A 24,446-nucleotide genomic window follows, 5' to 3' on the forward strand; every position below is an offset into this window, starting at 1 on the left:
GTGTTTACTAGAGAAGGCGACGATGGTTCCACTAATGTAATTAACAAAAGAGTCGGTAAAGATTCCCCTTTGGTTAATCTATTAGGAGATTTAGACGAACTAAATTCTTATTTAGGTTATTTAGTTTCAAAACTACCCTGGGAGGACATGAAAAACGACATCAAGAAAGTCCAATACACGTTATTTGAGATAGGAGAAGACCTCTCAACTAACGGTGTAAAGAAGAGAATAACCATGGACTACGTAAAGTGGCTCGAGGATAGGACTGTAGCTTATAGGAAGGAAACCGGACCGGTTAGGTTATTTGTAATACCGGGAGGTTCTGAAGAAGCCTCACTCATCCACATAACTAGGAGCGTATGCAGGCGAATAGAAAGGAATACTGTAAAATATTCCAAGGAACTTCCGGAAATGAACAAGATGATAATTACGTATTTGAATAGACTTTCCTCACTGCTCTTCGCAATGGCTTTAGCCGCAAACAAGAGAAAAGGTGTAGAGGAAAATGTTTACGACATAGGCAAGTTCTGGTGATAATTCAACAAACCAGCTGATATCAAGAGTTCACAGTTCTTACATATTTCCCTTCCGTAGCTGGTCGGCTCCCCACAAATCTTACACGTAGGTAACTCTTCTTTTAACTGTGTCTGATTTCTAACCTTCTCAGCTAGTTTGTCGAACTCCTCAAGAATAGTCAATAATGTACCAGGTTTTTTATCCTCTAGCATGTAAAGGAGCTCCCTCACTTTGGCTCTCAACGTCGGTCTTGTAGATATGTAAGGACATTCTAGTTCTTGGAACTGGTAACCGCTATAATAGGCATAAAGTGTAGTCTCCCACTCATAGACCTTTCTTAACGGTTTTACCCTCAGGACGAATTTCGAACTCAATTTTATGGGTTTGTCTGCAAACCTTATCAATCTGAGCAAGTCGCCCCTAATCAGATTAATTACTATAGCCTGAACTTCGTCATCCAGATTATGACCGGTAGCGACATAATCAGCAGAGACCGCTCTACCTGCATTATTAATTAATTTCCTCCTAAAGCCTCCGCAAAAAGTACAAGCTGATACGTTTAACCCCTTACCGATGGAATATTTCATCATTTCATCTAACGTATAACCTACACTCTGCTTGAAGCTGTCTTCTATTAACTCAATTCCGAGAGAGGAAAGGTATTTTCTTAACTGCTCAATTTGCTCTCTTCTGTTATAACCATGAATCCCCTCAGTTATGTTGTAAGCAATTAACTTTTGAGGATCTATAAACGACGCCAAAGTGTCCGCTAATACGTAACTGTCTTTGCCTCCAGACACTGCAAGAAGTATTTTGTTTGCCTTATCTAGACCTATCTTTAAACTCTCCTCCTTCACCCTCGCCCTCACATCTTCAATAAAGCACTTTCTACAAAGTCTCTTACCACTATGTGGTTGGTATACCTCTGCTTCCCTAGCTTTACATACATCGCATATCATTTCTCTTTCACTCTGCCTTCAACCATTTTAGTCCCACTTACCACCTCGTCAATACTATGAATAGCACAGCCTTGGTTCTCAAGGGTTTGCTTAACTTCTTCAAAGTTTATGTTAGTCCCTTCGATCACTATCATTAATCCCATGGTCTCCACGTCCATATCGGTAACGCTTATGTTTACCCCCTCTACTCCCTCTAAGGAAGCGACCTTCTCGGCTAGGTCTACTAATGAAGTCCCCCTGATAGGCTTTAAGACATCAAGGACAAGTCTTCTTATAGCCAATTTATGATCAGCTGATCATATGTGAAATTCTCATTAAAAACTTGACCTACTTATAAGGCAAAAATAGGGTTAAAAATTTAAAAATAAGCGAATACCCCTTTAAAAATGGGGGGTTAGGGTATGATGGGGGTAATAAGCACACCTAAGGTAGTAGGAAAGCAAGTTTACGGATCATTATACGAGTGTGACCCTAATATCTTAAAAGACAGAGAAGCTTTGGAGAAGATTGTCAAAGACGCTGTAACAATAGGGAATATGACACTTTTAGACATAAAGTCGTGGAAGATAGGTGATGGGGTAAGTGTTGTAGCGATTGTACTTGAAAGTCACGTTACAATACACACGTGGCCCGAATATAACTTCGCTACTGTTGACGTGTATTCTTGTGGTGCACACACAGATCCTAAGAGAGCCTTCCAATATATAGTCGAGCAATTAAAGGCAAAAAAATATACTATGAATGAGGCTGATAGATCATCCGAGTTCTGATAGTAGGAGGAGGAATAGCTGGGTTACTTACCGCATATCATGTAAAGGACGTAAGCCCTGTTGTTTTTGACAGAAGGTATTCAGTAGGAAAGAAATGCACTGGAATAATCAGTAGGTCAACATTTGAGAGATTAAATGTGTCTAAAGAGTTTTTAGATAGAGAATTCAAGACAATTCTTCTTCACTACAAGAACAAGGTAATTGAAATTAGAACAAATGTAGTGAGACTTAACAGAGTTAATTTAGAAAAGTATTTGTCGGAGAACGTTAGCTTAAGGTTAAAAAGTGATGCAAAAATCGTTAACGAGTCTGCGGTAATCTGTAATGGAGAGAAGATAGAAGGACTTGTGATCAATGCCTCAGGGTGGAAAGGCGATGCCAGATGGGTGAAAGCTATCGAATATTTAACAGAGCCCATAGACTCGGAAGCAATTGAAGTCTTCTTTGATGATAGAAATAAAGCAGGCTTTTCATGGATAGTTCCCTTACCTTACGGAACGCTGATAGGAGCGATGGGTTATAAAAATCCCGAAAATTTTATCCCAGAAATTAATAAGAAAATAATAGAAAAACACGGTGGGGGGATACCTAGACCAAAACCGACCTATGTTAGAAGAGGTATTGGAGACGTATTGGGATTAATAAAAATATTCACCGGAGGTGGTATCTTCTCCATATCCGAAATTTTACCCTCAATAAGGAAGATAGTATACGAAGGGGATGAAAACGAGCATAGAGAAAAATTCAAAAAGTTATCGAAAGAGATCAGAAAGCAACATAACATATTATCTCTAACTGAGAAAGTTTGGAGCTTGGCTTTGAAATTCGGTTTTACAGTTTTTAACGGAAAAACCATATATGCAAACGAGGAGTTCGACTTACACTCACTTTTTGTCAGGAGAAGCCTCACTCCTATTTCTCACTAAATTGTAACAACCTTCGCCTTTCTCGATAATTCCCATTTCAATTAATTTAGCTATCGTAGTCTCGGGCTCTTTAACCCCTAGTGCCTTCAACTCTCTGACAGCTAATATTTCCCCTACTGAAATTACGTTCTTGAAGTACTTTATTGCAATATTTATGTCGTCTTGTGATGACATTAGTTCACCTTATAAGAACCCTTTCAATCTAATTTATTCGATTATGTCAATAAAACCTTATCTACAATTAGTGAGGATACATAACGTTATAGGTTCCGCATTGTCCGCACTAATGGGCTATTTAGTAGCTTCAGAATGGCATATAATCCCAGTCCGGATGATAATTTCCTCTTTAGTCGTTGCTCTCATCGCTGCTGGTGGTTATGTAATCAACGACGTGTATGATGTGGATATAGATCGTATAAACAAACCCTACAGACCTATACCTTCAGGGATGGTTAGCCTACAAACTGCGAAAAACTTGGCTTATGCAACATCAATAACGGGAATACTTTTGTCCCTTATTCTTGGTATCTATCCTGCATTTGTAGCCTTGATTACGGTGATCTTACTATTCGAATATGCGGTTTCCTTGAAGAAAAGCGGGCTAATAGGTAATTTGATAGTAGCTTCAACATCAGCTTTATCAGCCTTTTACGGGGGTCTGGCGTACTTTACTGGAAATTGGCTCTATTTTGTCTCGATCCCCACTTTGTACATATTTTTCTTCACTTTGTCTAGAGAATTCATAAAAGGAATTGAGGACTATGAAGGAGATAAGGCTAATAACGTGAGGACCCTAGCTGTAAGGTTAGGGATAAGCAAAGCTTGGAAAATCTCTAAGGCAATTCTAGTAGGGTTAATGATAACGTCTCCTCTTCCTTATTGGTTAGGCTTTAATATAATATATCTTATTTTGATTTTAATCTTAGATTTCCTATTAATTTACGTTATCCTTCTTAAAGAGACTATAGAAAACTCTTCCAAGGCTAGGGGTGTGTTGAAAGTATACGCAATAGGAACAATGATAGCTTTTATACTAGGAAGTTTGCCTGTTAGGCTCTAGTTCAACGTGCCAGATTCAATCAAATAGTTAAAGATTTGTCAAAGGTCTTCCTAAAACCACTTTTTATACCTACTGCCCTTATTACCAAATTACCTTTCTTGTTTAGAGGTAAACCTACTTTAATATCTAGCGTGTCTGAAATTTTTACGTCGTTAAACATTTTGTAACTAATAGAAAGCCCGTTGAAGAGAACGTTCACTATAACTTTATCTAGTTCTATCTCGCTTAAGTTAGTAATTATCACATCTAGAGAATCTTTATCTACTTTAGAGTCGACCTCAAGGACTATTCTAGGTATCTTATAGTTAATACTGTAAAAATTGTAAATATAAGCTAGGGATCTTGAGTTACTTTCAGACATATACCTAACGTAAATCTCTCCTTGTTTTCTCATAGTAATCTCTTCAACTTCGTTTTCGCTTGTTATCAGGTAGCTATCTACAAACAATCTAGCGTTCTTACCCACATTCTTAGCTATTAAGTGGCATTCTCCATCACAGTTAAACTTCATTTCCTCCCCGGGCTTCAAGACCAGAATTCCAGCCATCAGATCATATTTAGTTTCAAACTTTTCCGCTCTGTAGAACGTAACGTGACCTATACTATCCAGCGAAATCTCGTGGATACCTTTATACGTGATGAGAAATTCGTTCCTACCTGGTTTAACTAAAGGGGAAATGTCATAGATTATAGACGAAATTTTTCTACTTCCGTTCTCTACTTCTATGTTAGGTCTGAACTCCTTAGTTAATGAAAAATCGTTTAACCAGAGTCTCCACTTTGGCTCTACGTTTTTGTCCCGCTCTATGTTCAAGATTATATAAACCTTCTCTGGTTTGCTGTCGATATTTATAACGTATGTAAATTCTTTCAGGGCTGTGTTAAGTTTCGTAGGTGTAGTAAAGAAGTCATAATCAATAGTCCCGTCAAAGGAGCCCTTATCGAATGTTACCATATTTCCAATTGGCATATTATTAATACCTTAACCACCAAAAATAAAGTGAATGATAGGGAAAGTTCTTGCCCTCATCAATAGGTCCGACGTAGTAGTTGAAGTGTTAGACTCACGTGAACCTGACCTTACTAGATCAAGGAAAATAGAAGATGTATCGAGAAGAAAAGGTAAAAAACTTCTTATAGTTCTCAACAAAGGTGACTTAATTCCGTTAGACGTGTTACAGAAATGGAAAGAGTACATAGAAAGAAAGGATAAAATACCAACAGTTTACATATCCGCAACCGGTCACTTAGGTACTAAAATCCTTAGGGATAAAATCAAGGAACTTTTAGGGGGGAAACGAGAAGGGATCGCTGTACTCGTAGGATATCCTAAAACGGGTAAATCGTCTATGATAAACGCACTAAAAGGGAGACACTCGGCAACAACCTCAAAGTTTCCAATGAGCTATGGTTATACTAAATCCGTTCAACTCTTCCGAGTTGACTCAAGATTATACATATGGGATACGCCAGGTATAATTCCACCAGACGGGAATGAATTAGAGCGAATTATAAGGGGGATTAACGTGGACAAGCTAGAAGACCCGGTAAGAGCTGCGAAGCTTCTCTTTGACAGAATACAGCAATTTGACCCTAATGTGATTAAAAACGTTTACAAACTTGATTATTCCGACTATTACGATTTCTTAAACAAACTAGCACTAAAGCGTGGATGGATATACAAGACCACAAAAGAACCTAATATTGATGAAGCAGCAAAGGTACTTATTAGAGATTATCACGATGGCAAAATAATTTATTATACCTATCCACCAGATGTAAAGACAGATGATAAAAGTAGTAGTGTTTGACGCGGACAAGACCCTCTGGGATCACCCTAATATATCCGACCTTAAACCCCCTCTAAAATTAGTTAACGAGAATAGCTTAGAAGACTCAAGCGGAAGTAAGGTAACTTTATTCCCTGGCGTAAGAGAAACTCTTCAAGAACTAAAAGGCATGGGTTTTTATCTTGCATTAGCAACGTGGAACATTCCTGAAAAGACCGAAATTGTGTTGTCAACACTTAAGCTGAAGAACTATTTCGATCTGATCGTCTCAAGGGAGTATCCTTTCAAATTCATTTACATAAGCCATATAATCTCCTTGCTTAGACAGTCAAAGAAAGTTGAGATCAAGCCTGAGGAGATTTTGTTTGTTGATGATCGCAGAGTTCATTTCGGAAACACTTGGTTATATGTAGGTAATGTAAACTGTTTAGAGATGTGGGGGGATATTAATAATCACAAACAAATCATAGAAAAAATAAAAAGTATTTATAATTCAGAGAAGTTAAGTGAAAAGAATTACAGTAATATTTAAAAATTTAAAACTCATTCACTTCTGTCTGTGAAAAAGATGATAGGTGACTGTACCCTCCAAGTCGACTAAATTTTCTCCTAAATTCTCGATTAAAAGAGAAAATAGGAGAAAGAATGTATTTGAATATTCTATCATACAACCTACTTCTATTAGGGGTGCGTGATTATGCCAAGTGGTGCTAGAATTCTAGTCGATTCTTTAAAAAGAGAAGGTGTAAAGGTAATCTTCGGTATACCAGGGTTATCAAACATGCAAATATATGACGCCTTTGTCGAAGACATACAAAATGGAGAACTTAGACACGTTCTAATGAGACACGAACAAGCTGCAGCTCATGCTGCCGACGGTTACGCAAGAGCCTCCGGAGTACCCGGAGTATGCACAGCGACTTCAGGTCCCGGAGCTACAAACCTTGTAACTGGGTTAATAACTGCCTATTGGGACTCATCACCAGTAATAGCGATAACCGGACAAGTACCCAGATCCTCAATTGGAAAAATGGCATTCCAAGAAGCTGATGCAATGGGTGTATTTGAACACATTACAAAATACGTGGTGGAAGTAAAGAAAATCGAAGAAATTCCGTTATGGGTTAAAAATGCGTTTTATATAGCCACGACCGGAAGACCTGGCCCTGTTGTAGTGGATATTCCAAGAGATATATTCTATGAGAAAATGGACGAGGTTAAGTGGCCGGAGAAGCCTATCGTAAGGGGTTACAAAGAGTTCCCGACAATAATAGACAGACAGAAGCTAAAGAAAGCTGCCGAGATCCTGATAAACGCTGAAAGACCCATAATACTTGTTGGAACTGGAGTAGTCTGGTCTAACGCCACACAAGAAGTTTTGGAACTCGCAGAGCTACTTCATATGCCAATAATCTCAACATTTCCCGGTAAGTCAGCGATACCTCACGATCACCCATTATACTTTGGGCCTATGGGGTACTACGGAAGAGCTGAAGCGTCAATGGCAGCACTGGAATCAGATGCGATGTTAGTAGTAGGAGCCAGATTTAGTGATAGGACAATAACGTCATACGATGAAATGATCGAAACTAGGAAGAAGTTCATTATGATAAACATTGACCCTTCAGATGGAGAGAGGGCTATAAAGGTAGACGTAAACCTAGTGGGGAATGCTAAGATCTTACTGAAGGAACTGGCAAAAGCTGTAATTGAGTTAGGAATGAAGAATGATAATAGTGCGTGGCTAAAGAGATTGAAAGAGTACAAAGAATACTATGCCCAGTTCTACTATCACGATGAGCCGAATAAATTAAAACCTTGGAAAGTTCTAAAGACCATAAGGAATGTAATACCTAGGGATGCAATTGTTACGACCGGTGTGGGACAACATCAAATGTGGGCTGAAGTATTTTGGGAAGTACTAGAGCCAAGGACGTTTTTGTCTTCAACAGGAATGGGAACAATGGGATTCGGACTACCTGCTGCAATGGGCGCAAAACTGGCAAAACCTGATAAAGTGGTAGTAGACCTTGACGGAGACGGCTCATTCCTAATGACTGGAAATAATTTAGCAACGGCTGTTGACGAGCATATCCCAGTAATATCTGTAGTATTTGATAACAGAACATTAGGGCTGGTGAGACAAGTACAAGACTTGTTCTTTAACCGCCGAGTAGTAGGAGTAGACTACGGACCATCACCAGACTTCGTCAAGTTAGCAGAGGCTTTCGGAGCACTGGGTTATAATGCTACAAGTTATGAAGAAATAGAGAAATCGATAAAAGCTGCTATCAGGGAAGATATGCCAGCAGTGATAAGAGTGCCCATAGATAAAGACGAATTAGCCTTACCCACTTTACCTCCAGGTGGAAGACTAAAGCAGGTGATCCTACGTGACCCAAGAAAAGGTAGTTAGAGTAGTTGGTTACTATAGGGATCCAGGTTATATAGAGAGAGTAGCTGGTGCATTCAGAAAACTGCTAATGGATATTAACTGGATCCAGGGTAGGAAAGTTTCAGACGACGGACTATACGAGATTTATCTAGGAGTGCCCTACACTAACAATTTTGATATAGCAATACAAAACTTAAGCAAAACAGTAGACATAGAGAAAGTAGAGGTATTAGAAGATGCTGTAGTCACGACATATGTCATAAAACGAGATGGGTCTGTAGTTAGAGGAGAACCTTTTGAAGCGAAAGAATATGACATAGTAGTTTTTAAACCCTCATTCTCAAAAGTAACTACACTAAGTTGGGGGATTGTAAGTGGTAAAAATATATACTGATAAAGACGCAAGCTTAGAACCTATAAAAGACAAAACAATAGCAGTATTAGGTTACGGAAGCCAAGGTCATGCTTGGGCACTAAACCTTAGAGACTCTGGGCTAAAAGTCTTAGTAGGACTAGAAAGAGAAGGAAAATCATGGGAACAGGCTAAGAAAGATGGATTTAACCCAATGCATACTGAAGATGCTGTAAAGAACGCTGACGTAATAATATTCCTCTTGCCAGATATGGTTCAAAGGACAGTATACCTTGAAAGAGTAAAGCCACACCTAAGAAGCGGGAATGACTTAGTTTTCGCTCACGGATTTAACATACACTATAGGTTGATCGAACCACCTAAGGATGTGGATGTATATATGATAGCACCTAAAGGACCAGGTCCAATAGTAAGAGAATACTTCGTGAAAGGAGGAGGAGTCCCTGCATTAGTGGCAGTTCACCAGAACTATTCTGGTAAAGCGTTAGAGAAAGCATTAGCTATAGCTAAAGCTTTAGGAGCTACTAGAGCTGGTGTTATAGAGACTACCTTTAAAGAAGAGACTGAAACAGACCTCTTCGGTGAACAAGTAGACTTAGTAGGCGGAATAACACAACTAATGAGGTCAGCTTTTCAGGTCCTAGTAGAGGCGGGATACCAGCCTGAAATCGCATATTACGAGACTATAAACGAAATGAAGATGATTGTTGACTTAATCTATGAAAAAGGGTTCAGTGGGATGTTCAAAGCAGTGTCTGACACAGCAAAATACGGAGGTCTAACTGCTGGTAAATATGTCATAGACGAAAGCGTAAAGAAGAGGATGAAAGAGGTTTTAGATAAGATAAGATCTGGTGAGTTTGCTAATCAGTGGATAGAAGAATACGGAAAGGGGGCTCCAACCCTTGTTAAAGGGGTTCAAGAGCTAGAAAACAGCTTAGAAGAGAAAGTTGGAAGAGAAGTAAGGGAAATATCTCTGAGAGGAAAACCTAAATCCTAAATTTTTATTATATTCTTTTGTGGCTTCAAATAAAAGTAGGGGCACTTCTTTAGAGAGGTATATTGTTTCCAAACTTAGGGATAGGGGCTTTGCAGTTATTAGAGCACCTGCAAGCGGAGCTAAGAGAAAAGACCACGTACCTGATATAATAGCCATGAAATCCGGTGTCATAATTCTCATTGAAATGAAGAGTAGAAAAAACGGGAGTAGAATTTACATTGAACGGAAACAAGCTGAAGGAATAAAGGAATTTGCAAGGAAGAGCGGAGGCGAACTGTTCATCGGAGCTAAAATTGATAAAGAACTACGCTTTGTTAAATTCGACAGCCTTAGAAAGACTGAGATTGGCAATTACGTTGTTGATATAGAGACACTAAGCATAGGTCTTACTTTTGACGACTTAGTGAGATATGTAGACGCCAAATTGAGCAAAACCTTGGATTTCTTTATGTGATCATTCTGGGAATCTAATCCTAGTCTTTATACCATATTTCTTTTCATATTTCTTTAACTTAGTAACTACACGTTTATTAAACAGTCCTATTCCTTCCTTCGGTATCGTTATAACGTACTCCCCATTCTCATAGGTGACCGAGGCAGAGGGAATTATGTTGTTAATTAAGTTCTCTAATCTTCTTTGTATAGCATTTCCGGCTTTTGCTGTTATATTAGCCACGGGTACTATCATGGTCTGTTCACCGAACACGTAAATTTCGTACTCAACTCTATCCGTAAGTAAATCTTTGACCTCTACAACGGGTCTGGCTAGGTCAGCCTCCTTTAATCCAGTCGGGACTTTCACAGTCATGTCCAGACTATATACCTTGGCTACATTCCCCGAGTGGATGAAAACTATCGTATCCAGAATATTAGGAATTGTACCTATATCGACTCTATTAATAAACCTGTGAATTGCGTCGATCGGAGAAGTGGCGTGGACAACTCCTATCATCCCTATTCCTGCTAGTCTTAAATCGATGTAGAGTTTAAAGTCCTCATCATTTCTCATCTCGTCATAAACAGTATAATCGGGTCTACTAAGCAATAATATGTCGTGTAACTCACCTACTTCAGCGTAGTTCTTCGAATACTGTGTTATCTCGGGAGGTAAGTGCATATCACGCGGAGATTCTATTGTTTTAACTACTTTATTCATCCTCATGTAAAATTCCGCAAGTGCCTGGGCGAAAGTAGTCTTACCCATACCTGGTGAGCCGGCTATAAGTATCCCTTCAGCTCTATCTCTCAACCTCAATAATAACTTCTCATTAAGGTTGTAATCTTCTAACCTCTTTCTAGCTACAGGTCTGGTAATTGTAACCTCCCACCCATCGCTTAGAGGAGGTCTGATTATCACTATCCTATAATTACCTAACTGGATTATCGTCGAACCTTTTCTCTCAATTTCAATAAAAGAGTCTTTAACGTAATCAACAGCGGAAAGAATTTCATTGACGATCTTTTTGATCTCGTGACCAGAAAGAATATTAGGCGACAGTTCAACGAACTGCCAGTTACCGGGTTTACCCTTTTTGGCTTTTGGGGTTGTCCCCTCTTTTAAATGTACGCTCATAGTGTTTTCGTCAAATAACTTATCAATTGTAAGCGAAGTAACATCTGGGGTAAGTAAGATTACATCAATTCCTAGGCTTTCAGCCAACCTCTGTTGTATCACATCAGCCGTAACGATCGTACAACCTCTTCTTAAGCAATACTCACGTAAACCTTCATTCACAAAAGAGTATCTTCCTTCATCACCTACTATCTCGAAACTTACTAACAACTCTTCACTAAGTTCTTTTAACCTTGAAACTTCTTCTAAGGCTATTTCAGCCGTAACTAAACCTTCCCTTGCGTCTCTTTCTAGCTCGTTAAGTAATATTTTGTGAATTAGGATGTTACCATAAAGCCTCTGTTCCGCTACGTATTTTGATATACCATGAATTAGTGCGGACTTATCAGGTAATAGATCTTTCGGAGGCAACTAATAATACCCTACTTCAAATTAGTAAGTGGAAAAATAATAAATTATCTCTTGACGTGATTGAGAAAGTACTCATGAACGATTGTAGTATTCGATAATTCAGGATGGAAAGTAGTGGCAATCATATTTCTCTCCTCAGCCATTACCGTAACACCTTGTAGTGTTATTAAAGACTTAGCCTCTCCCCACGTCTTCACGATTGCTGGAGCCCTAATGAATACTACCCTACCTTTTCCGCCACCTATAACTGAGAAATCTAAAGTCGCCTCAAAGCTCTCCCTCTGTCTTCCGTAATAATTCCTTATAACTTGAATATTCATTTCCCCTATCAGGGGCTGTGACTTTTTGGAGACCTTTGCGTCTGTGACGTCCTTAGCTAATATTATAGCACCGGCACAAGTCCCTAACACCGGTGTACCTTCAGTGATCTTACTTTTTAAATCGTCTAGGACACCAAGCTTCTGAGCTATAATTCCGATAGTTGTACTCTCGCCGCCTGGTATAATCAATCCGTCAACTTGTTTCAGATCCCCTGCTTTTTTAACTGGAAGTATATCTCCACTAACGTTCAGTTTTGTCATTGCTCTCTTTAACTGTAATGCATGCTCCTCGAAACTACCTTGATAAGCAAGAATTCCTATTTTCATATTTAACTCCCTCTTACTTGCAGCAACTCCTCTGGCTTAAGCGACTTTATATCAATACCCATCATACTCTTGCTTTCGCTTATCATTTTTTGTGCCTCTAACACAATTTCAGGGTCCTCCCAGTTGGCAGTTGCTAAAACTACTGCTTTAGCCCTTATATCTGGGTCTGAACTCTTAAATATTCCAGAGCCTACGAAAACACCGTCAGCACCTAACCACATCATTAGGGCAGCATCAGCAGGTGTAGCTATTCCTCCAGCCGCAAAGTTAACAACCGGTAACCTCTTGAGCTTAACAGTTAGTTCTACTAATTGATAAGGAACTTGTAACTCCCTAGATTTCTTTAATCTGTCCTCTTCATTCATTGACACCAATTGGGCTATCTCATTGTTTATTATTTTCATGTGCTTTACAGCTTCACTTACGTTTCCAGTTCCAGCTTCACCTTTAGTTCTGATCATTGATGCTCCTTCATTAATTCTCCTCAAGGCTTCTCCTAAACTTCTCGCACCGTTGACGAAGGGTACTTTGAATTCCCATTTGTTTATGTGATGTTCCTCGTCAGCAGGTGTAAGGACTTCGCTCTCGTCTATCATATCTACTCCTAGTGCTTCTAGCACCCTAGCTTCATAATAATGTCCTATCCTTACCTTCGCCATAACGGGTATCGTAATAGAGTTCATTACTTCCTCAATAATTTTTGGATCAGCCATTCTCGCTACACCGCCACTTTTCCTCACGTCGTAAGGTAGCTTGTCTAAGACCATCACAGCAGTAGCTCCAGCATCTTCAGCTATTTGAGCCTGTGTGACGTTAGTTACATCCATTACTACTCCACCTTTCTGAAATATAGGAAAAGCGTGCCTTACCATTGATGTACCCTGAACTACATCACCTTTCTCAAGGATTGGAGATACTGTCAATAGATTTTCATCTTTAAGGATATCCCTGAGTTCAGCTAATTTATAGAAAAAACTCTCAATCTCATAAAAACTTAACTCGTAAAGTCTCATAAAAAGAGATGAGCAAAGTAAATTTAAAAAACTTTGTCAAAAGAGTACTTGGGGAGCTCAATAAAGTTTTGCCTTTTGTTTCCTTTCTTCTTCAGCTCTAATCTTTATAATACCTAAGTAAACCGCACAATTAACACAATAACACTTCGTTACCGGATATCTCATTATAATGGCTCCTTTCTTCTCTAGTTCAGCTGCTAAAGCAGGGTCTACTGGACTGTATGGTTTAGTTACACATATTGCTTTATCCTCTGGTACTCTAGCACCACATTGATCGCAAGAAATATAACCTACATGCCCCTTATCGCCTTTCCTTCTACCTCTATTCTCTCTTTTCTTAGGCAAAAATTAACACCCTTAATTTAACCATATCACTCCTTTTAATAAGTTTTTGCTAGCCTAAGGGTATCCTTAGCTGGTTTTTTACAAACCACACACGACTTATTTGAAACATCTCTTGATGAGTCGTATGGAGAACCTAACACCCTACTGTTAGTAAGCTCTTCAAGTTTCAAACCACAGTCGTTCTCCCCGCACCATGGTACTTCTACTATACCAGACCTATTTTCTAACGTCTTTTTAGCTTCATCTAGATCGTCTGTATATATTATTTTACTCTTCATCATTTCCCAAGCATTTTTCTTCAAATCTTCCGAGATCTTCATTAGGAGCTCGGAAACTTTTTTCACTAATTCACTTCTCTGTATCGAAATGCCTTGTAATGTATCTCTCCTTTTAATATATACCGTGTTATTGTTTACCTCTCTTTGCCCTATCTCTATCCTTAAGGGGACACCCTTTAATTCCCAGATATAAAACTTCTCGCCAGGTGTCTTCTCAGGGTTTTTATCAATAACTGCGTTTATTGAATTCTTATTTAATTCCTCCGCAATACCGTCGCAATAATCTGTGATTTTCTTATTAGTTTCATCATCTTTAGCGGGTATAGGAATTATTACTACTTTTATAGGTGCTATTTTAGGATTCAAGACCGGGCCGTGATCGTCTCCGTTAATGGCGATTAACGCAGCGACCACTCTGTCTGAAATCCCATAACTTGTTTGATGAGGATATTCTAATGAACCGTCTTTCTTTTGTATCTTGAAGTCGAACACTTTTGTAAAGTGTTGTCCTAGATGATGTACCGTACCTATTTGCATAACCCTTGAGTCTGGCATTATCGTATCGAACGCAATAGTGTAGACAGCACCTGCAAACTTATCCCAATCTGGCCTCTTCGATATAACATAAGGAATTCCTAGTTCGTCGAAAAACTTTTTGTAGATTTCCACTGCCTCTTTGACTTGTCTTTCGGCGTCTTCATAAGTCTCGTGTAGAGTATGCGCTTCTTTGAAAGTAGTTAGCTCCCTGAGCCTTATCATGGGTCTCGTAGCTTTGGTCTCGTATCGGAAAACACTCACTATTTGGTAATATTTCTTAGGTAGTTGCTTGTAACTACTTATCCACAGAGACTCCATGAAGGTAATTGAAGTCTCACTAGTAGGTCTCAACGCTAATTTAACGTCTAGATCATCCTTACCTCCCTTTGTTACCCAGTATACCTCACCCTCAAAACCCCTTATGTGCTCCGACTCCCTACGCAACAGATCTTCGGGGATAAGCATAGGGAATAGTACTTCCTCATGTCCCGTGGAATCAAGTAAGTTCCTAATTAAGTCAGTTACAGCCCTTCTTATTTTGAAACCGTAGGGTAACCAGACTCCTACTCCTTTGACTGGATATCTCCCATAATCGTAGAATTCGCCTTCTTTTAGTACCCACTCGAACCATTCAGAAAAGTTCGTCTGCCACTTTTCTCTTGTTATTTTCATAGTAAGAGGAAAGAAAACGAGGAACTAAAAAAGCATTTTTGTCTTTTAACACGTTCACACTTTTGCGAACAACATTAATATTGCGAACAGTATACCATATACTGCGATTCCTTCTCCGATAGCCACGAAGATAAGAACTGTACCGAACATGTCTCTCCTTTCCGTTAATACACCTATACCTGCAGCAGCTGCCATTCCAACAGCAACTCCAGCACCAACTGCAGCTAAACCTATTGCGAGACCTGCACCGATGTTAATTCCGGCAACCTCTGTACCTGAGCTAGTTTGAGCTGAAGCTAGCGTAGTTACTAATATTGGTATTAGTAGAGATGCGAGCAGGATTTTCCTCATAGTAGAACACTCCGTTAAACTATTTTTCTACTTCCTTTAAAATATTTCTTTTAATGTTTTCAAAGTCATCCATTCTTTGTTTAACTATCTTTTCAAACTCAGCATTTAATTGCGACATTGTTTCTTTTCTCTTTTCATCGAGTTTAATCTTTAACATATTCACGTATTGTTCAGCCACTTTCCATCCTCCTCCTCTGTAGAACTCTCCTAATCATTTTTAACCTACTAAACTCCTCTCTGGTTCTATCATCTAATACGCTCTTAATGTACTTAGCTGAAGAATTATAATAAGGAAGTATAGAAGTATCTATAGCATTTATAAGCCTTTGTGTCTTTCTCAGCTCAAGAGTAAGTGACCTTATAGCTGATTCCATCTCAACAAGAAGCAGTATTTTTTTGAAAGCCTCTGCAATCTCTTCCCTTGATTTTAGTATATAAGGTGATATTTCTACGTCACCGAAGGGCTGTTTTTGAATTGATTCCTCATTTAGCTCAACTATCGGAATTCTAACACCGAAGAGGAGCTTTGTATTACTCTTAACCTCAAGGCTGGAGGGTACAGAACTCGCAAACTGTTCTATAGTAGCTATACCCTCAGCCGAAACGCCTTTTAAATACGTAGAGTATACATCCGATAAAACTTTGCTGACCTCACCGTAGGTCTTTTCATACTCATCAGCATATTGACGTAAGTACAGTAACAAAACCTCTCTTTTATTTTCCAAAAGTCTCTTAATAGTTCTAGTTAATCTGATTTGTCGCCTAAGGTTTATCAGATTAATCTTTGTAGGTAAAATCTTCCTTGAGCTCATTTCTTACCCCTATAGTTGGGATGATACTTCTTTATGTATTCTTGCTTGATTAGACTTAACTCAGACTCTGGTAACACAGAGAGGACTTCCCATCCAATGTCTAGTGTTTGTTCTATAGTTCTATTCTCATTGAACCCTTGACTTATGAACTTTCTCTCGAACTGTTCTCCGAACAGTAAATACTTCCTATCAACTTCCGAAAGGCTATCCTCACCAATAATTGCAGCTAACCCTCTTACTTCCTGAGCCCTTGCATATGCCGCAAACAGTTGGTTAGATAAGTCCTTATGGTCATCTCTTGTTTTTCCTTCTCCTATACCGTCTCTCATAAGCCTTGAAATGCTCATGAGGACGTTAATCGGTGGATATATTCCTTTATTATATAATGATCTATCAAGGGTTATCTGACCTTCGGTTATGTAACCGGTCAAGTCCGGAATTGGATGTGTAATGTCATCATTAGGCATCGTTAAAATTGGCATCTGAGTAATTGAACCCTTTTTACCAACTACTTTACCTGCTCTCTCATAGATTGTCGCTAGATCAGTGTACATGTATCCAGGGTAGCCTCCTCTACCAGGGACCTCTTCTTTAGAAGCACTTAGTTCTCTAAGTGCTTCACAATAGTTTGTCATATCAATGAGTATTGCTAATACATGCATATCTTTTTCGAAAGCTAAATATTCAGCTAGAGTCAAAGCCGCTCTTGGTGTTAGAATCTTTAACGATGGTGGTTCATTAGCTAGACTGAAGAACATCGCAACCCTGTTTATAGCACCAGTCTCTTCGAAGAACTTCCTGAAGAATAATGCTTCGTCATATCTTATTCCTATTGCACCAAAGACTACAGCGAAATTACTCTCTTCACCTCTAACAGTAGCTTGTTTAGCGATTTGAGCAGCAATCATGTTACCAGGCATACCGCTCCCGCTAAATATAGGGAGCTTTTGTCCTCTCAGTAATGACAACATGCCGTCAATTGCAGATATTCCGGTTTGGATAAACTCTTCTGGATATTCTCTAACTGCTGGATTTAAGGGATCTCCGTTAATGTCCCTCTTCTCGCCTGATATGACTGGTGGACCGTTATCCAAAGGTTCACCTAACGGGTTGAATATACGCCCTAGCATCTCTTCGGAAACTTTTATCTCCAACCCTCTTCCTAAGAACCTTACCTTTGTACTTGTAGGTGAGATACCAGTGGTCCCTTCGAAAACTTGGACAAATGTAACTCCTAATTGCGAATCTACTACTAGCCCCCTTCTCTTGATACCGTCAGCCAATTCAATTTCTACTAACTCGTTATAAGAAGCGTCATTTACTCCTTGTACAGCCACTAGAGGACCTTTAATCATCGAGATGTTCGAATATTCTCTAAGGTTCATGCTTTCCATTATCCTGACACCTCCTTTAGTAATGAGTCATAAGCTGCCTTTAATTTATTCTCTATCTCATCTATTTTCGCTAGTTCATCATTCTTTACTGAGTATTTAATCCTTATAATTTCTGGTTCCAATGACCCAACTTTTTCTAATATCTTCTTCAAAGGTATTCCTTTACTGATTAAATCGTTAGCTTGAGTATAGAACGTATATAACACATGCATCATTTTAGCCTGCTTTTGCGGTGTAGCGAAAGCGTCTATCTCATCAAACGCATTCTGTTGCAAGAATCCTATTCTCACTAATTTTGCAGCCTCTAGAACTAGCTTGTCCTTATCTGACAGTGACTCGGGACCTACTAACCTCACTATTTGTTTGAGTTCATCCTCCCTTAAAAGGACTTTCACCAAAGTATTCCTCATATCATACCAATTCGGATCAACGTTTTTATGCCACCACGAAGCTACTAAATCTACGTAAGCAGAGAACCCTTGGATCCAGTTTATTGCTGGGAAGTGCCTAGCTTGAGCCAACGAGACATCTAAAGGCCAGAACACTCTCACAAATCTTAATGTATTACTGGTAACTGGCTCGGTAAAGTCACCTCCTGGAGGAGATACTGCTGAAGCTATCGTCACTGAGCCAGTCCTCTCTGGGTTCCCTATTGCCCTTACCCTTCCAGCCCTCTCATAATACTCTGCTAACCTTGAAGGTAAGTAACTTGGGAACCCTTCTTCTGCTGGCATCTCCTCCATTCTACCTCCTAAGTCTCTTAATGCTTCCGCCCACCTAGTGGTTGAGTCAGCTACTAATAATACGTCATAACCTTGATCCCTGAAATACTCAGCCATAGTAACTCCTACGTATATGCTTGACTCTCTCGCCGCTACAGGCATGTTGCTAGTGTTTGCAACTAATATTGTTCTCTGAAGTAATGGTTTTCCAGTCCATGGGTCCTTTAGCTTAGGGAACTGTCTTAGCTCGTCTGTCATTTCGTTACCCCTTTCTCCACATCCCACATAAATTACAATCTTAGCTGCCGACCATTTGGCTAAACTTTGTAATGTTACCGTCTTACCGCTTCCAAATGGACCTGGTATAGCTGCCGTTCCTCCTTTTGCCATAGGGAATATAGTATCAATTACTCTGGTACCCGTCAATAGAGGTTCTGTAGGCTCTAACTTTTCTTTGAAAGGTCTCGGAACTCTTACGGGCCATTTATGATACATTTTGAGCTCTTTCGTATCGCCGTTAACATCTAAAGTAGCTATAACATCCTCTACTGTGTAATCACCTTCAGTCACAACTTCTTTTACAACACCATGAACGTTAGGGGGGGCTAATATTTTATGTTGAATAAGCTCTGTCTCTTGGACTACACCGATTATATCCCCGCCTGACACCTTGTCTCCTTTCTTTATGGTAGGAGTGAAGTGCCATTTCTTGTTCTTGTCTAGTGCCGGTATCTTTACTCCTCTTTTAACGTAGGGTGATTTAGTGACATTTGCAATGTAGTCCAGTGGTCTCTGTAGACCATCAAATATCCTTCCTAGTAGTCCGGGACCTAATTCAACTGATAAGGGAGCGCCAGTTCTGTATACTTTGTCTCCGGGCTTAATGCCGTCAGTAGTCTCGTAAACCTGGATGAATGCCTTATCGCCCTCAATTCTGGTAATTTCTCCTATTAATCTGGGTTCTCCTACTTCTACTACTTCATACATTTGCGCTGATCTCATTCCGTCCGCTACTACTAGAGGTCCATTAACACGAATAACACGACCTTCTCCTGCCATCTTACTCACCGAAGAGAACTTTAGCTATTTCGTCTCTTAAATCATCGAACATCTGATTTAAAATTGTTTCAAGCGTAAAGTCTCTCACCAAACTTTGATCGGGATAGAAAATTTTAATCCCAGCCCTTATGTTCTTATCCTCCTCGACCTTAGCGTTTATCTTCTTAGATGATAGAATAGTTTTAACAGTTCCTAGATCACGTGAAGAACAATAAATCACGGAGCCGTTCTTAGCCTCTCTTGCTATTATACTTTCAAGCCCTTGCTTGTATCTAGTATCAGACACTAAGTCCGGTATTTTCTCCATTACCTTATAGTACACTTGGGAGATCCAATAGTCTTTCTCCTTACTGATAAGCCTTTTATTTTCTACTTCTAGTTTCGCTTGCTCGCCTTTTACCCTATCTTCATTCTTCCTGATATAATCCGTGATCTTTTGTGTATACTCCGAAAGAATAGCGTTGTATCTCTCATCTACAATCGTATTAGCTTCAACCATAGCTTTTTTTAGTTCTTCTTGGTTCTTCTTTTTCACGTCCTCTAATGATGAATTTAATAATTCCTCAAATTTCATCTATTCTCACCCAAATCCTAAAGCTCTAAGTATTAAGCCTTTCACATCGAGGGGCTGACCTTGACTAAAGGGAGTTGGAATAACAGTAATTAGTGGTTTTTTCTGGTCTATTACCAATGATTCAATTTTTTCCTTTACTGGATTATATAGGTCATTTGCGACCAATATTAAGTCTATGTCTTCTCTCTTTTTTAACTTAACCAATGTGTCCTCAAGATTGAGTGGATCATCAAGCACTAAGCCCTCAGTACCTATCATCCTGAAAAGGTTAACAGTATATCTGTCCCCTACTACTACTACTTTACCCATCGTTAATTATCATTTTAAAAGGAGATTAAATATTTTTAAGACATACCTGATTTATCATAGTGAATCACTGTGATTCTTCCTGAGACGATGGTTAGGGTTGAAATACTTACAGACAAACGAAACGTTAATAATGTGGTAACTAAGTTGCTGAATTTAAATGCATTTGAAGTTGACGACTCTAAAGCACCAATATCCCAATATAAATATGAGGAGGCTAGGAGGAATCTAGGAGAAACCAGTGAAAATATCAACAAAATAAAGATAATAATGGAACTTGGAGGAATTGAAATAGAACCTAAGGGTAAATTAAAGGTCTCCGACTGGTTTGAGACCGCGACCGAGGTTAACAAAGAATATTCCAAAATTGAAGAGAAATACAAGGAATTACTGGAAGAAATAGGGAAACTCAGGGCTGAGTTAGAATCCCTTAATACTCAGTTAAGTGAAATAGAGCCCTTCAAGGACATAGGAATAAGTCTAGATCTACTATACAAAACTGAATATTTTGAAGTAGCACTCGTTATATTATCTAACGAGCAGAGAAACAACTTAGAGAAAACCGAGAGAATTGCAGTATATTGTAATCCTTTTGCAGAGAATAAAAACGCCTGTATTATAACTGGACCGAAGGGGATAAACTTAGAGACTAAATTAAAGGAAATAGGTGTCAGAAGATTCGAGACTCCAGACATGATTTCACCTCAAGAGGCTTACAATAACGTTCAGGAAAAAATTAAGTACCTTCAGTCTATTCTTGGAGAAAGGAGGAAGGAACTAATTAGTAAGGTAGAACAAGATAGAGAATGGATAGCAGAGACCTATGGTAGGCTACTAACCGTAAGAGATGCGATGACAATTCTCTCCAAGGCTAGAGTGTCAGAATACTACGTACAAATAGAAGGTTTCCTCCGTGAAAAGAAACTTAAGAACCTCTTGGACGAACTAGGAGACTTAGCGTTTATCACATATGAATACCCTAAGAGATATGCAGAAAATGAAGGAGAGACTCCACCTACTTATGTTGAACTTCCAAAATCCATTAAACCTTTAGAATCGGTAATCGAACTTTATGGTGTTCCATCCTACTGGGAAATATCTCCTACAGTATTCTTAATAATTACCTTCCCGTTCCTCTTTGGTCTCATGTTCCCAGATTTTGGTAACGCTCTAGTTATTTTCATTTTCTCGCTGTGGTTCTACAACTACGGTAAAAAGAAGGGGAGTAATAACATTAAACAACTCTCTTTAGTTTTAATCTACGGCAGCATAATCGCAATGATCACTGGGATTTTGGCTCGAGAATTCTTCGGTCCGTTGGCCGTAGGAGGGCTCAGAGAGTTATTAAATAATCCGGCGTATCCAAATGGTCCACTTTATAACATATGGCCAGTTCCTCAGTCCGTTTACGAACAGATAAAATACATATTACCTACTGGTGGAGCTGAACAAGGTATAGTTAACTCAATAATACTGTCCTTATTGTTAGGTTCCATACTCTTGTTCGTGAGCTCCTTACTAGGAGTAATTAATGCAATAAAGAAGAAAGATCCTGAGTTCTTAGTGCTAGATAGATTGCCTATCTTATTAATCTACACAGTACCATTTATAATATTTACCTACGGTCTTACGAACTTATCGAATTATATAGGACAAGTTGAAACTTTGCTCGGAGGAATTGGTTACTTCTTGTTTAAGACCGGTTCACCAGCAGCTGGATCTACACAAACTCTTGCCGATATATTGGTGATCTGGGTAGAACTAGCGTTAATTTATAACTGGGCTGGAAAAGTTATAATTCTACGTAAACATGAGAAGATGTCTGCTGTAGGAGCTATAGTCTTCGGTTTCATAGAAGGAGGATTTGAAGCCGGCATTCTGTTACTGTCTAACACTATTTCCTTCATACGAGTGTTAGTATTTGCCGTAGCCCACTATTACATACTCTATGCATTCTCTTATATGGGGTATCTAGCAGCTGGACAACCATCGACGGTTATCGCGTTAATAACAAACCCCATAGCGTTGGTGATTATAATAATCGGAAACTTACTGGCGATAGCATTAGAAGGTTTAATAGTTTTTATACAAGACATGAGGCTTCACTTCTACGAAATGTTTAGCAAGTTCTATGAAGGAAAAGGAAGAAAGTTCGAACCGCAAGTAATTTACGTAGAAATTTTATCTTAATAATTCAGGTCTATTTTTTTCTACTTTCTTTCTTATTTCTTCTAATTTTCTATGAATTTCTTCATGAAGCCTGAATTCGTCCTCTATAGGTAAGTCTAATTTTTTAAACAATGGCTCTATATTCCCTATTTTTTGTCCGGGTTTGATGGTAAAGTCTCCAGCGTTATCCCACTTCTCGTTCTCAATTCCTGATAACCCTATTTGCGAGTACAGTTTAGATGCGTGATCGGGCATCAATGGGTATATCATAATGGCAATAGTTCTCAGCGAATTTGTAGCTATATATAACACGTTTGCCGCTTGCTGCTTGTCTGTTTTAATTAAATTCCACGGAGCCCTTAAGTTTAGGTAAGAATTTCCGTCTCTAGCGAGTTTTAACAGTTCTTCAGTACCAGCCTTTAGTTTACCTAACTCCATCATCTCTCCCATTTTTTTGGGTGCTTCTTTTATTTCACTGACAAACTTTCTATCATCATCATTATAAACGCTCTCGTCGTGAGTAGGTACCTCTCCTCCGAAGTACCTCTTGACCATAGACAAAACTCTGTTAGCATAATTCCCTATATCGTCGTTGAGCTCGGTGTTCACAATTCTTACCGCTTCTCTCCAAGTGAAATTAGTATCTCTTTCTTCTGGTCTAAGCCTTATTAAAACGAACCTCCAATATTCGATATCCATTAACTCCTTGGCTTCATCGATCCATATTCCTATCTTCCTACTTTTACTGAACTTCTGTCCCTCGTAAAGTAAATACTCGGTAGAGGCAATTACTGTAGGAAGAACGTAACCTTCCCCAGAAGCCATTAGCATTGCAGGTAATATAACCGCATGAAAGGGAATATTATCTTTACCTATAAAGTAGTAGCTCTTGACATCATTTCCGAACCAGAATTCCTTCCATTTTTCTTCATTACCTTCTTTCCTGAAATATTCAATAGTAGCAGATATATAACCTAACAAAGCCTCAAACCATACATACACAGTTTTGTTCTCAGCTCCTTCATACGGAGCGGGAATACCCCAAGCATTATCTCTGGTAATACTCCTTGGCTTTAACCCCTCTTTAACCCAACCTAAAGCTACTGATTTAACGTTGTCTGGCATGTAAGGAGATGAAGATATCCAATCCCTTATCTTATCGTTAAACTCAGATAAATCAAAGAACCAGTGTTTAGTCAGTTTAAGGACGGGTTTACTACCACATAAGGCACATTTCGGGTTAATCAGTAGCTTAGGAGTCAATAGCCTACCACAATTATCACATTGGTCACCCCTAGCATCTTCAAATCCACAGTAAGGACAAGTTCCCTTGATAAATCTATCTGGTAAGAAGAGCTTATCATGTTCACAATAAGGTATCTCGTCTTCCTCCACTTTTACGTACTTTCTCAGATTCAACAGGAAACTTCTAACGAATTCCTTATGAACTTCAGATTCTGTCCTAGTGTAATTGTTAAATGTTATCTTCCACGTTTCCAGAAACAATTTTTTATCGTATTCATGGGCTTGATCAGTTAGTAATTTCGGGTGAACTCCCCTTTTCTTAGCCTCAATTTCTATCGGAGTCCCATGTTCGTCGCTTCCGCTCACGAACACTACGTTTTCCTTACCGTACTTCATTCTAGCGTATCTAGCAAAGACGTCGGCTGACAAAATCGAACCTATTAAATTGCCTAAATGTGGAACCGAATTAACATAGGGCCAGGCTGAAGCTACGAATATTTTCATATATCACACTTTGCTCACGCGTGGAATATAAGTTTATAAAATTTC

At 39.0% G+C, this 24,446-nt stretch carries 28 protein-coding genes; 11 read left to right on the forward strand and 17 right to left on the reverse strand.

All coding sequences use genetic code 11. The annotated features are described in order from the left end of the window. The gene (locus WIW72_RS02145; RefSeq protein ID WP_337701480.1) at positions 1-534 is read left to right on the forward strand and encodes a cob(I)yrinic acid a,c-diamide adenosyltransferase; all 534 of its coding nucleotides are present in this window, start codon (positions 1-3) and stop codon (positions 532-534) included. Here the strand turns inward: WIW72_RS02145 and WIW72_RS02150 are convergent. Next, positions 510-1,475 (reverse strand): TIGR00269 family protein, encoded by a 966-nt coding sequence (locus tag WIW72_RS02150; RefSeq protein ID WP_337701478.1) that lies wholly within the window; start codon positions 1,473-1,475, stop codon positions 510-512. The two genes, WIW72_RS02145 and WIW72_RS02150, sit on opposite strands and share 25 nt — an antisense overlap. Next, positions 1,472-1,756 (reverse strand): DUF211 domain-containing protein, encoded by a 285-nt coding sequence (locus tag WIW72_RS02155; protein WP_337701476.1) that lies wholly within the window; start codon positions 1,754-1,756, stop codon positions 1,472-1,474. The genes WIW72_RS02150 and WIW72_RS02155 overlap by 4 nt, the downstream gene beginning before the upstream one ends. A 120-nt stretch (positions 1,757-1,876) precedes the next feature. On the opposite strand from WIW72_RS02155, the gene speD reads away from it, so the two are divergent. Beyond that, complete coding sequence (gene speD / locus WIW72_RS02160; RefSeq protein ID WP_337701473.1) at positions 1,877-2,245, forward strand: adenosylmethionine decarboxylase; 369 nt, start codon at positions 1,877-1,879, stop codon at positions 2,243-2,245. A gap of 137 nt (positions 2,246-2,382) precedes the next feature. Beyond that, positions 2,383-3,171, forward strand: coding sequence for a hypothetical protein (locus tag WIW72_RS02165; RefSeq protein WP_337701471.1), 789 nt, complete (start codon positions 2,383-2,385; stop codon positions 3,169-3,171). Here the strand turns inward: WIW72_RS02165 and WIW72_RS02170 are convergent. Further along, positions 3,130-3,345, reverse strand: coding sequence for a PolB1-binding protein PBP2 family protein (locus WIW72_RS02170; protein WP_337701469.1), 216 nt, complete (start codon positions 3,343-3,345; stop codon positions 3,130-3,132). The two genes, WIW72_RS02165 and WIW72_RS02170, sit on opposite strands and share 42 nt — an antisense overlap. A 43-nt stretch (positions 3,346-3,388) precedes the next feature. On the opposite strand from WIW72_RS02170, the gene WIW72_RS02175 reads away from it, so the two are divergent. Further along, complete coding sequence (locus WIW72_RS02175; RefSeq protein ID WP_337701467.1) at positions 3,389-4,231, forward strand: UbiA family prenyltransferase; 843 nt, start codon at positions 3,389-3,391, stop codon at positions 4,229-4,231. A 19-nt stretch (positions 4,232-4,250) separates the two neighbouring features. On the opposite strand, the gene WIW72_RS02180 is transcribed toward WIW72_RS02175, so the two are convergent. Further along, positions 4,251-5,201, reverse strand: coding sequence for a hypothetical protein (locus WIW72_RS02180; protein WP_337701465.1), 951 nt, complete (start codon positions 5,199-5,201; stop codon positions 4,251-4,253). A 34-nt stretch (positions 5,202-5,235) separates the two neighbouring features. Here WIW72_RS02180 and WIW72_RS02185 point away from each other — a divergent pair, with 34 nt between their 5' ends. The 6 genes from WIW72_RS02185 to hjc all read left to right on the forward strand — a co-directional run bounded on the left by WIW72_RS02185 (position 5,236) and on the right by hjc (position 10,243). Beyond that, complete coding sequence (locus tag WIW72_RS02185; RefSeq protein WP_337701463.1) at positions 5,236-6,042, forward strand: GTPase; 807 nt, start codon at positions 5,236-5,238, stop codon at positions 6,040-6,042. Then, positions 6,020-6,553 carry a magnesium-dependent phosphatase-1 gene (locus WIW72_RS02190; protein WP_337701462.1) on the forward strand — a complete coding sequence of 178 codons (534 nt, stop codon included), beginning with the start codon at positions 6,020-6,022 and terminating at the stop codon, positions 6,551-6,553. The genes WIW72_RS02185 and WIW72_RS02190 overlap by 23 nt, the downstream gene beginning before the upstream one ends. Before the next feature lie 165 nt (positions 6,554-6,718). Then, positions 6,719-8,437 carry an acetolactate synthase large subunit gene (locus tag WIW72_RS02195; RefSeq protein WP_337701461.1) on the forward strand — a complete coding sequence of 573 codons (1,719 nt, stop codon included), beginning with the start codon at positions 6,719-6,721 and terminating at the stop codon, positions 8,435-8,437. Next, positions 8,415-8,810: an ACT domain-containing protein gene (locus tag WIW72_RS02200; RefSeq protein ID WP_337701459.1), complete on the forward strand. Its 396-nt coding sequence runs from the start codon at positions 8,415-8,417 to the stop codon at positions 8,808-8,810. Before WIW72_RS02195 ends, WIW72_RS02200 begins: the two co-directional genes overlap by 23 nt. Further along, entirely contained in the window at positions 8,791-9,789 is a 999-nt protein-coding gene (gene ilvC, locus WIW72_RS02205) for a ketol-acid reductoisomerase (RefSeq protein ID WP_337701457.1), read from the forward strand. The genes WIW72_RS02200 and ilvC overlap by 20 nt, the downstream gene beginning before the upstream one ends. Before the next feature lie 19 nt (positions 9,790-9,808). Continuing rightward, the gene (gene hjc, locus WIW72_RS02210; protein ID WP_337701455.1) at positions 9,809-10,243 is read left to right on the forward strand and encodes a Holliday junction resolvase Hjc; all 435 of its coding nucleotides are present in this window, start codon (positions 9,809-9,811) and stop codon (positions 10,241-10,243) included. On the opposite strand, the gene WIW72_RS02215 is transcribed toward hjc, so the two are convergent. The 12 genes from WIW72_RS02215 to WIW72_RS02270 are packed head-to-tail and all read right to left on the reverse strand — an operon-like array spanning position 10,244 to position 20,486. Beyond that, on the reverse strand, positions 10,244-11,773 hold the full coding sequence (locus WIW72_RS02215) for a PINc/VapC family ATPase (RefSeq protein WP_337701453.1): 1,530 nt from the start codon (positions 11,771-11,773) through the stop codon (positions 10,244-10,246). A gap of 44 nt (positions 11,774-11,817) precedes the next feature. Next, positions 11,818-12,420, reverse strand: coding sequence for a pyridoxal 5'-phosphate synthase glutaminase subunit PdxT (gene pdxT, locus WIW72_RS02220; protein ID WP_337701451.1), 603 nt, complete (start codon positions 12,418-12,420; stop codon positions 11,818-11,820). A 2-nt stretch (positions 12,421-12,422) separates the two neighbouring features. Further along, entirely contained in the window at positions 12,423-13,433 is a 1,011-nt protein-coding gene (gene pdxS, locus WIW72_RS02225; RefSeq protein WP_337701449.1) for a pyridoxal 5'-phosphate synthase lyase subunit PdxS, read from the reverse strand. Between the two features lie 57 nt (positions 13,434-13,490). Continuing rightward, positions 13,491-13,778, reverse strand: coding sequence for a 30S ribosomal protein S26e (locus WIW72_RS02230; protein WP_337701447.1), 288 nt, complete (start codon positions 13,776-13,778; stop codon positions 13,491-13,493). Positions 13,779-13,813: 35 nt separating this feature from the next. After that, a complete protein-coding gene (proS, locus tag WIW72_RS02235) occupies positions 13,814-15,265 on the reverse strand; it encodes a proline--tRNA ligase (RefSeq protein WP_337701445.1) in 1,452 nt (483 codons plus the stop codon). Between the two features lie 54 nt (positions 15,266-15,319). Further along, complete coding sequence (locus tag WIW72_RS02240) at positions 15,320-15,616, reverse strand: V-type ATP synthase subunit K (protein ID WP_337701443.1); 297 nt, start codon at positions 15,614-15,616, stop codon at positions 15,320-15,322. Positions 15,617-15,635: 19 nt separating this feature from the next. Beyond that, positions 15,636-15,794, reverse strand: coding sequence for an ATPase (locus WIW72_RS02245; RefSeq protein ID WP_337701441.1), 159 nt, complete (start codon positions 15,792-15,794; stop codon positions 15,636-15,638). After that, complete coding sequence (locus WIW72_RS02250) at positions 15,787-16,428, reverse strand: V-type ATP synthase subunit D (RefSeq protein WP_156006183.1); 642 nt, start codon at positions 16,426-16,428, stop codon at positions 15,787-15,789. Before WIW72_RS02250 ends, WIW72_RS02245 begins: the two co-directional genes overlap by 8 nt. After that, on the reverse strand, positions 16,425-17,822 hold the full coding sequence (locus WIW72_RS02255) for a V-type ATP synthase subunit B (protein WP_337701440.1): 1,398 nt from the start codon (positions 17,820-17,822) through the stop codon (positions 16,425-16,427). The genes WIW72_RS02250 and WIW72_RS02255 overlap by 4 nt, the downstream gene beginning before the upstream one ends. Further along, entirely contained in the window at positions 17,822-19,603 is a 1,782-nt protein-coding gene (locus WIW72_RS02260; protein WP_337701438.1) for an ATP synthase subunit A, read from the reverse strand. The genes WIW72_RS02255 and WIW72_RS02260 overlap by 1 nt, the downstream gene beginning before the upstream one ends. A 1-nt stretch (position 19,604) precedes the next feature. Further along, the gene (locus WIW72_RS02265; protein WP_337701436.1) at positions 19,605-20,177 is read right to left on the reverse strand and encodes a V-type ATP synthase subunit E; all 573 of its coding nucleotides are present in this window, start codon (positions 20,175-20,177) and stop codon (positions 19,605-19,607) included. A 6-nt stretch (positions 20,178-20,183) separates the two neighbouring features. Continuing rightward, on the reverse strand, positions 20,184-20,486 hold the full coding sequence (locus tag WIW72_RS02270; protein ID WP_337701434.1) for a V-type ATP synthase subunit F: 303 nt from the start codon (positions 20,484-20,486) through the stop codon (positions 20,184-20,186). A gap of 69 nt (positions 20,487-20,555) precedes the next feature. On the opposite strand from WIW72_RS02270, the gene WIW72_RS02275 reads away from it, so the two are divergent. Further along, positions 20,556-22,673 (forward strand): V-type ATP synthase subunit I, encoded by a 2,118-nt coding sequence (locus WIW72_RS02275; RefSeq protein WP_337701432.1) that lies wholly within the window; start codon positions 20,556-20,558, stop codon positions 22,671-22,673. On the opposite strand, the gene metG is transcribed toward WIW72_RS02275, so the two are convergent. After that, positions 22,665-24,401 carry a methionine--tRNA ligase gene (gene metG, locus WIW72_RS02280; protein WP_337701430.1) on the reverse strand — a complete coding sequence of 579 codons (1,737 nt, stop codon included), beginning with the start codon at positions 24,399-24,401 and terminating at the stop codon, positions 22,665-22,667. The two genes, WIW72_RS02275 and metG, sit on opposite strands and share 9 nt — an antisense overlap. Between the last annotated feature and the right edge of the window lie 45 nt (positions 24,402-24,446).

It is taken from the genome of Stygiolobus sp. CP859M (assembly GCF_037389975.1).
Taxonomy (GTDB): domain Archaea; phylum Thermoproteota; class Thermoprotei_A; order Sulfolobales; family Sulfolobaceae; genus Stygiolobus.

Coding starts and splice junctions, on each gene's coding strand:
- WIW72_RS02265 (WP_337701436.1), bottom strand. CDS start 20,177: ATGAAATTTGAGGAATTATTAAATTCATCATTAGAGGACGTGAAAAAG.
- WIW72_RS02195 (WP_337701461.1), top strand. CDS start 6,719: ATGCCAAGTGGTGCTAGAATTCTAGTCGATTCTTTAAAAAGAGAAGGT.
- pdxT (WP_337701451.1), bottom strand. CDS start 12,420: ATGAAAATAGGAATTCTTGCTTATCAAGGTAGTTTCGAGGAGCATGCA.
- WIW72_RS02255 (WP_337701440.1), bottom strand. CDS start 17,822: ATGGAAAGCATGAACCTTAGAGAATATTCGAACATCTCGATGATTAAA.
- WIW72_RS02150 (WP_337701478.1), bottom strand. CDS start 1,475: ATGATATGCGATGTATGTAAAGCTAGGGAAGCAGAGGTATACCAACCA.
- WIW72_RS02240 (WP_337701443.1), bottom strand. CDS start 15,616: ATGAGGAAAATCCTGCTCGCATCTCTACTAATACCAATATTAGTAACT.
- proS (WP_337701445.1), bottom strand. CDS start 15,265: ATGAAAATAACAAGAGAAAAGTGGCAGACGAACTTTTCTGAATGGTTC.
- WIW72_RS02250 (WP_156006183.1), bottom strand. CDS start 16,428: ATGAGCTCAAGGAAGATTTTACCTACAAAGATTAATCTGATAAACCTT.
- speD (WP_337701473.1), top strand. CDS start 1,877: ATGATGGGGGTAATAAGCACACCTAAGGTAGTAGGAAAGCAAGTTTAC.
- WIW72_RS02170 (WP_337701469.1), bottom strand. CDS start 3,345: ATGTCATCACAAGACGACATAAATATTGCAATAAAGTACTTCAAGAAC.
- WIW72_RS02260 (WP_337701438.1), bottom strand. CDS start 19,603: ATGGCAGGAGAAGGTCGTGTTATTCGTGTTAATGGACCTCTAGTAGTA.
- WIW72_RS02180 (WP_337701465.1), bottom strand. CDS start 5,201: ATGCCAATTGGAAATATGGTAACATTCGATAAGGGCTCCTTTGACGGG.
- metG (WP_337701430.1), bottom strand. CDS start 24,401: ATGAAAATATTCGTAGCTTCAGCCTGGCCCTATGTTAATTCGGTTCCA.
- WIW72_RS02185 (WP_337701463.1), top strand. CDS start 5,236: ATGATAGGGAAAGTTCTTGCCCTCATCAATAGGTCCGACGTAGTAGTT.
- WIW72_RS02270 (WP_337701434.1), bottom strand. CDS start 20,486: ATGGGTAAAGTAGTAGTAGTAGGGGACAGATATACTGTTAACCTTTTC.
- pdxS (WP_337701449.1), bottom strand. CDS start 13,433: ATGAGACTTTACGAGTTAAGTTTTTATGAGATTGAGAGTTTTTTCTAT.
- WIW72_RS02175 (WP_337701467.1), top strand. CDS start 3,389: ATGTCAATAAAACCTTATCTACAATTAGTGAGGATACATAACGTTATA.
- WIW72_RS02190 (WP_337701462.1), top strand. CDS start 6,020: ATGATAAAAGTAGTAGTGTTTGACGCGGACAAGACCCTCTGGGATCAC.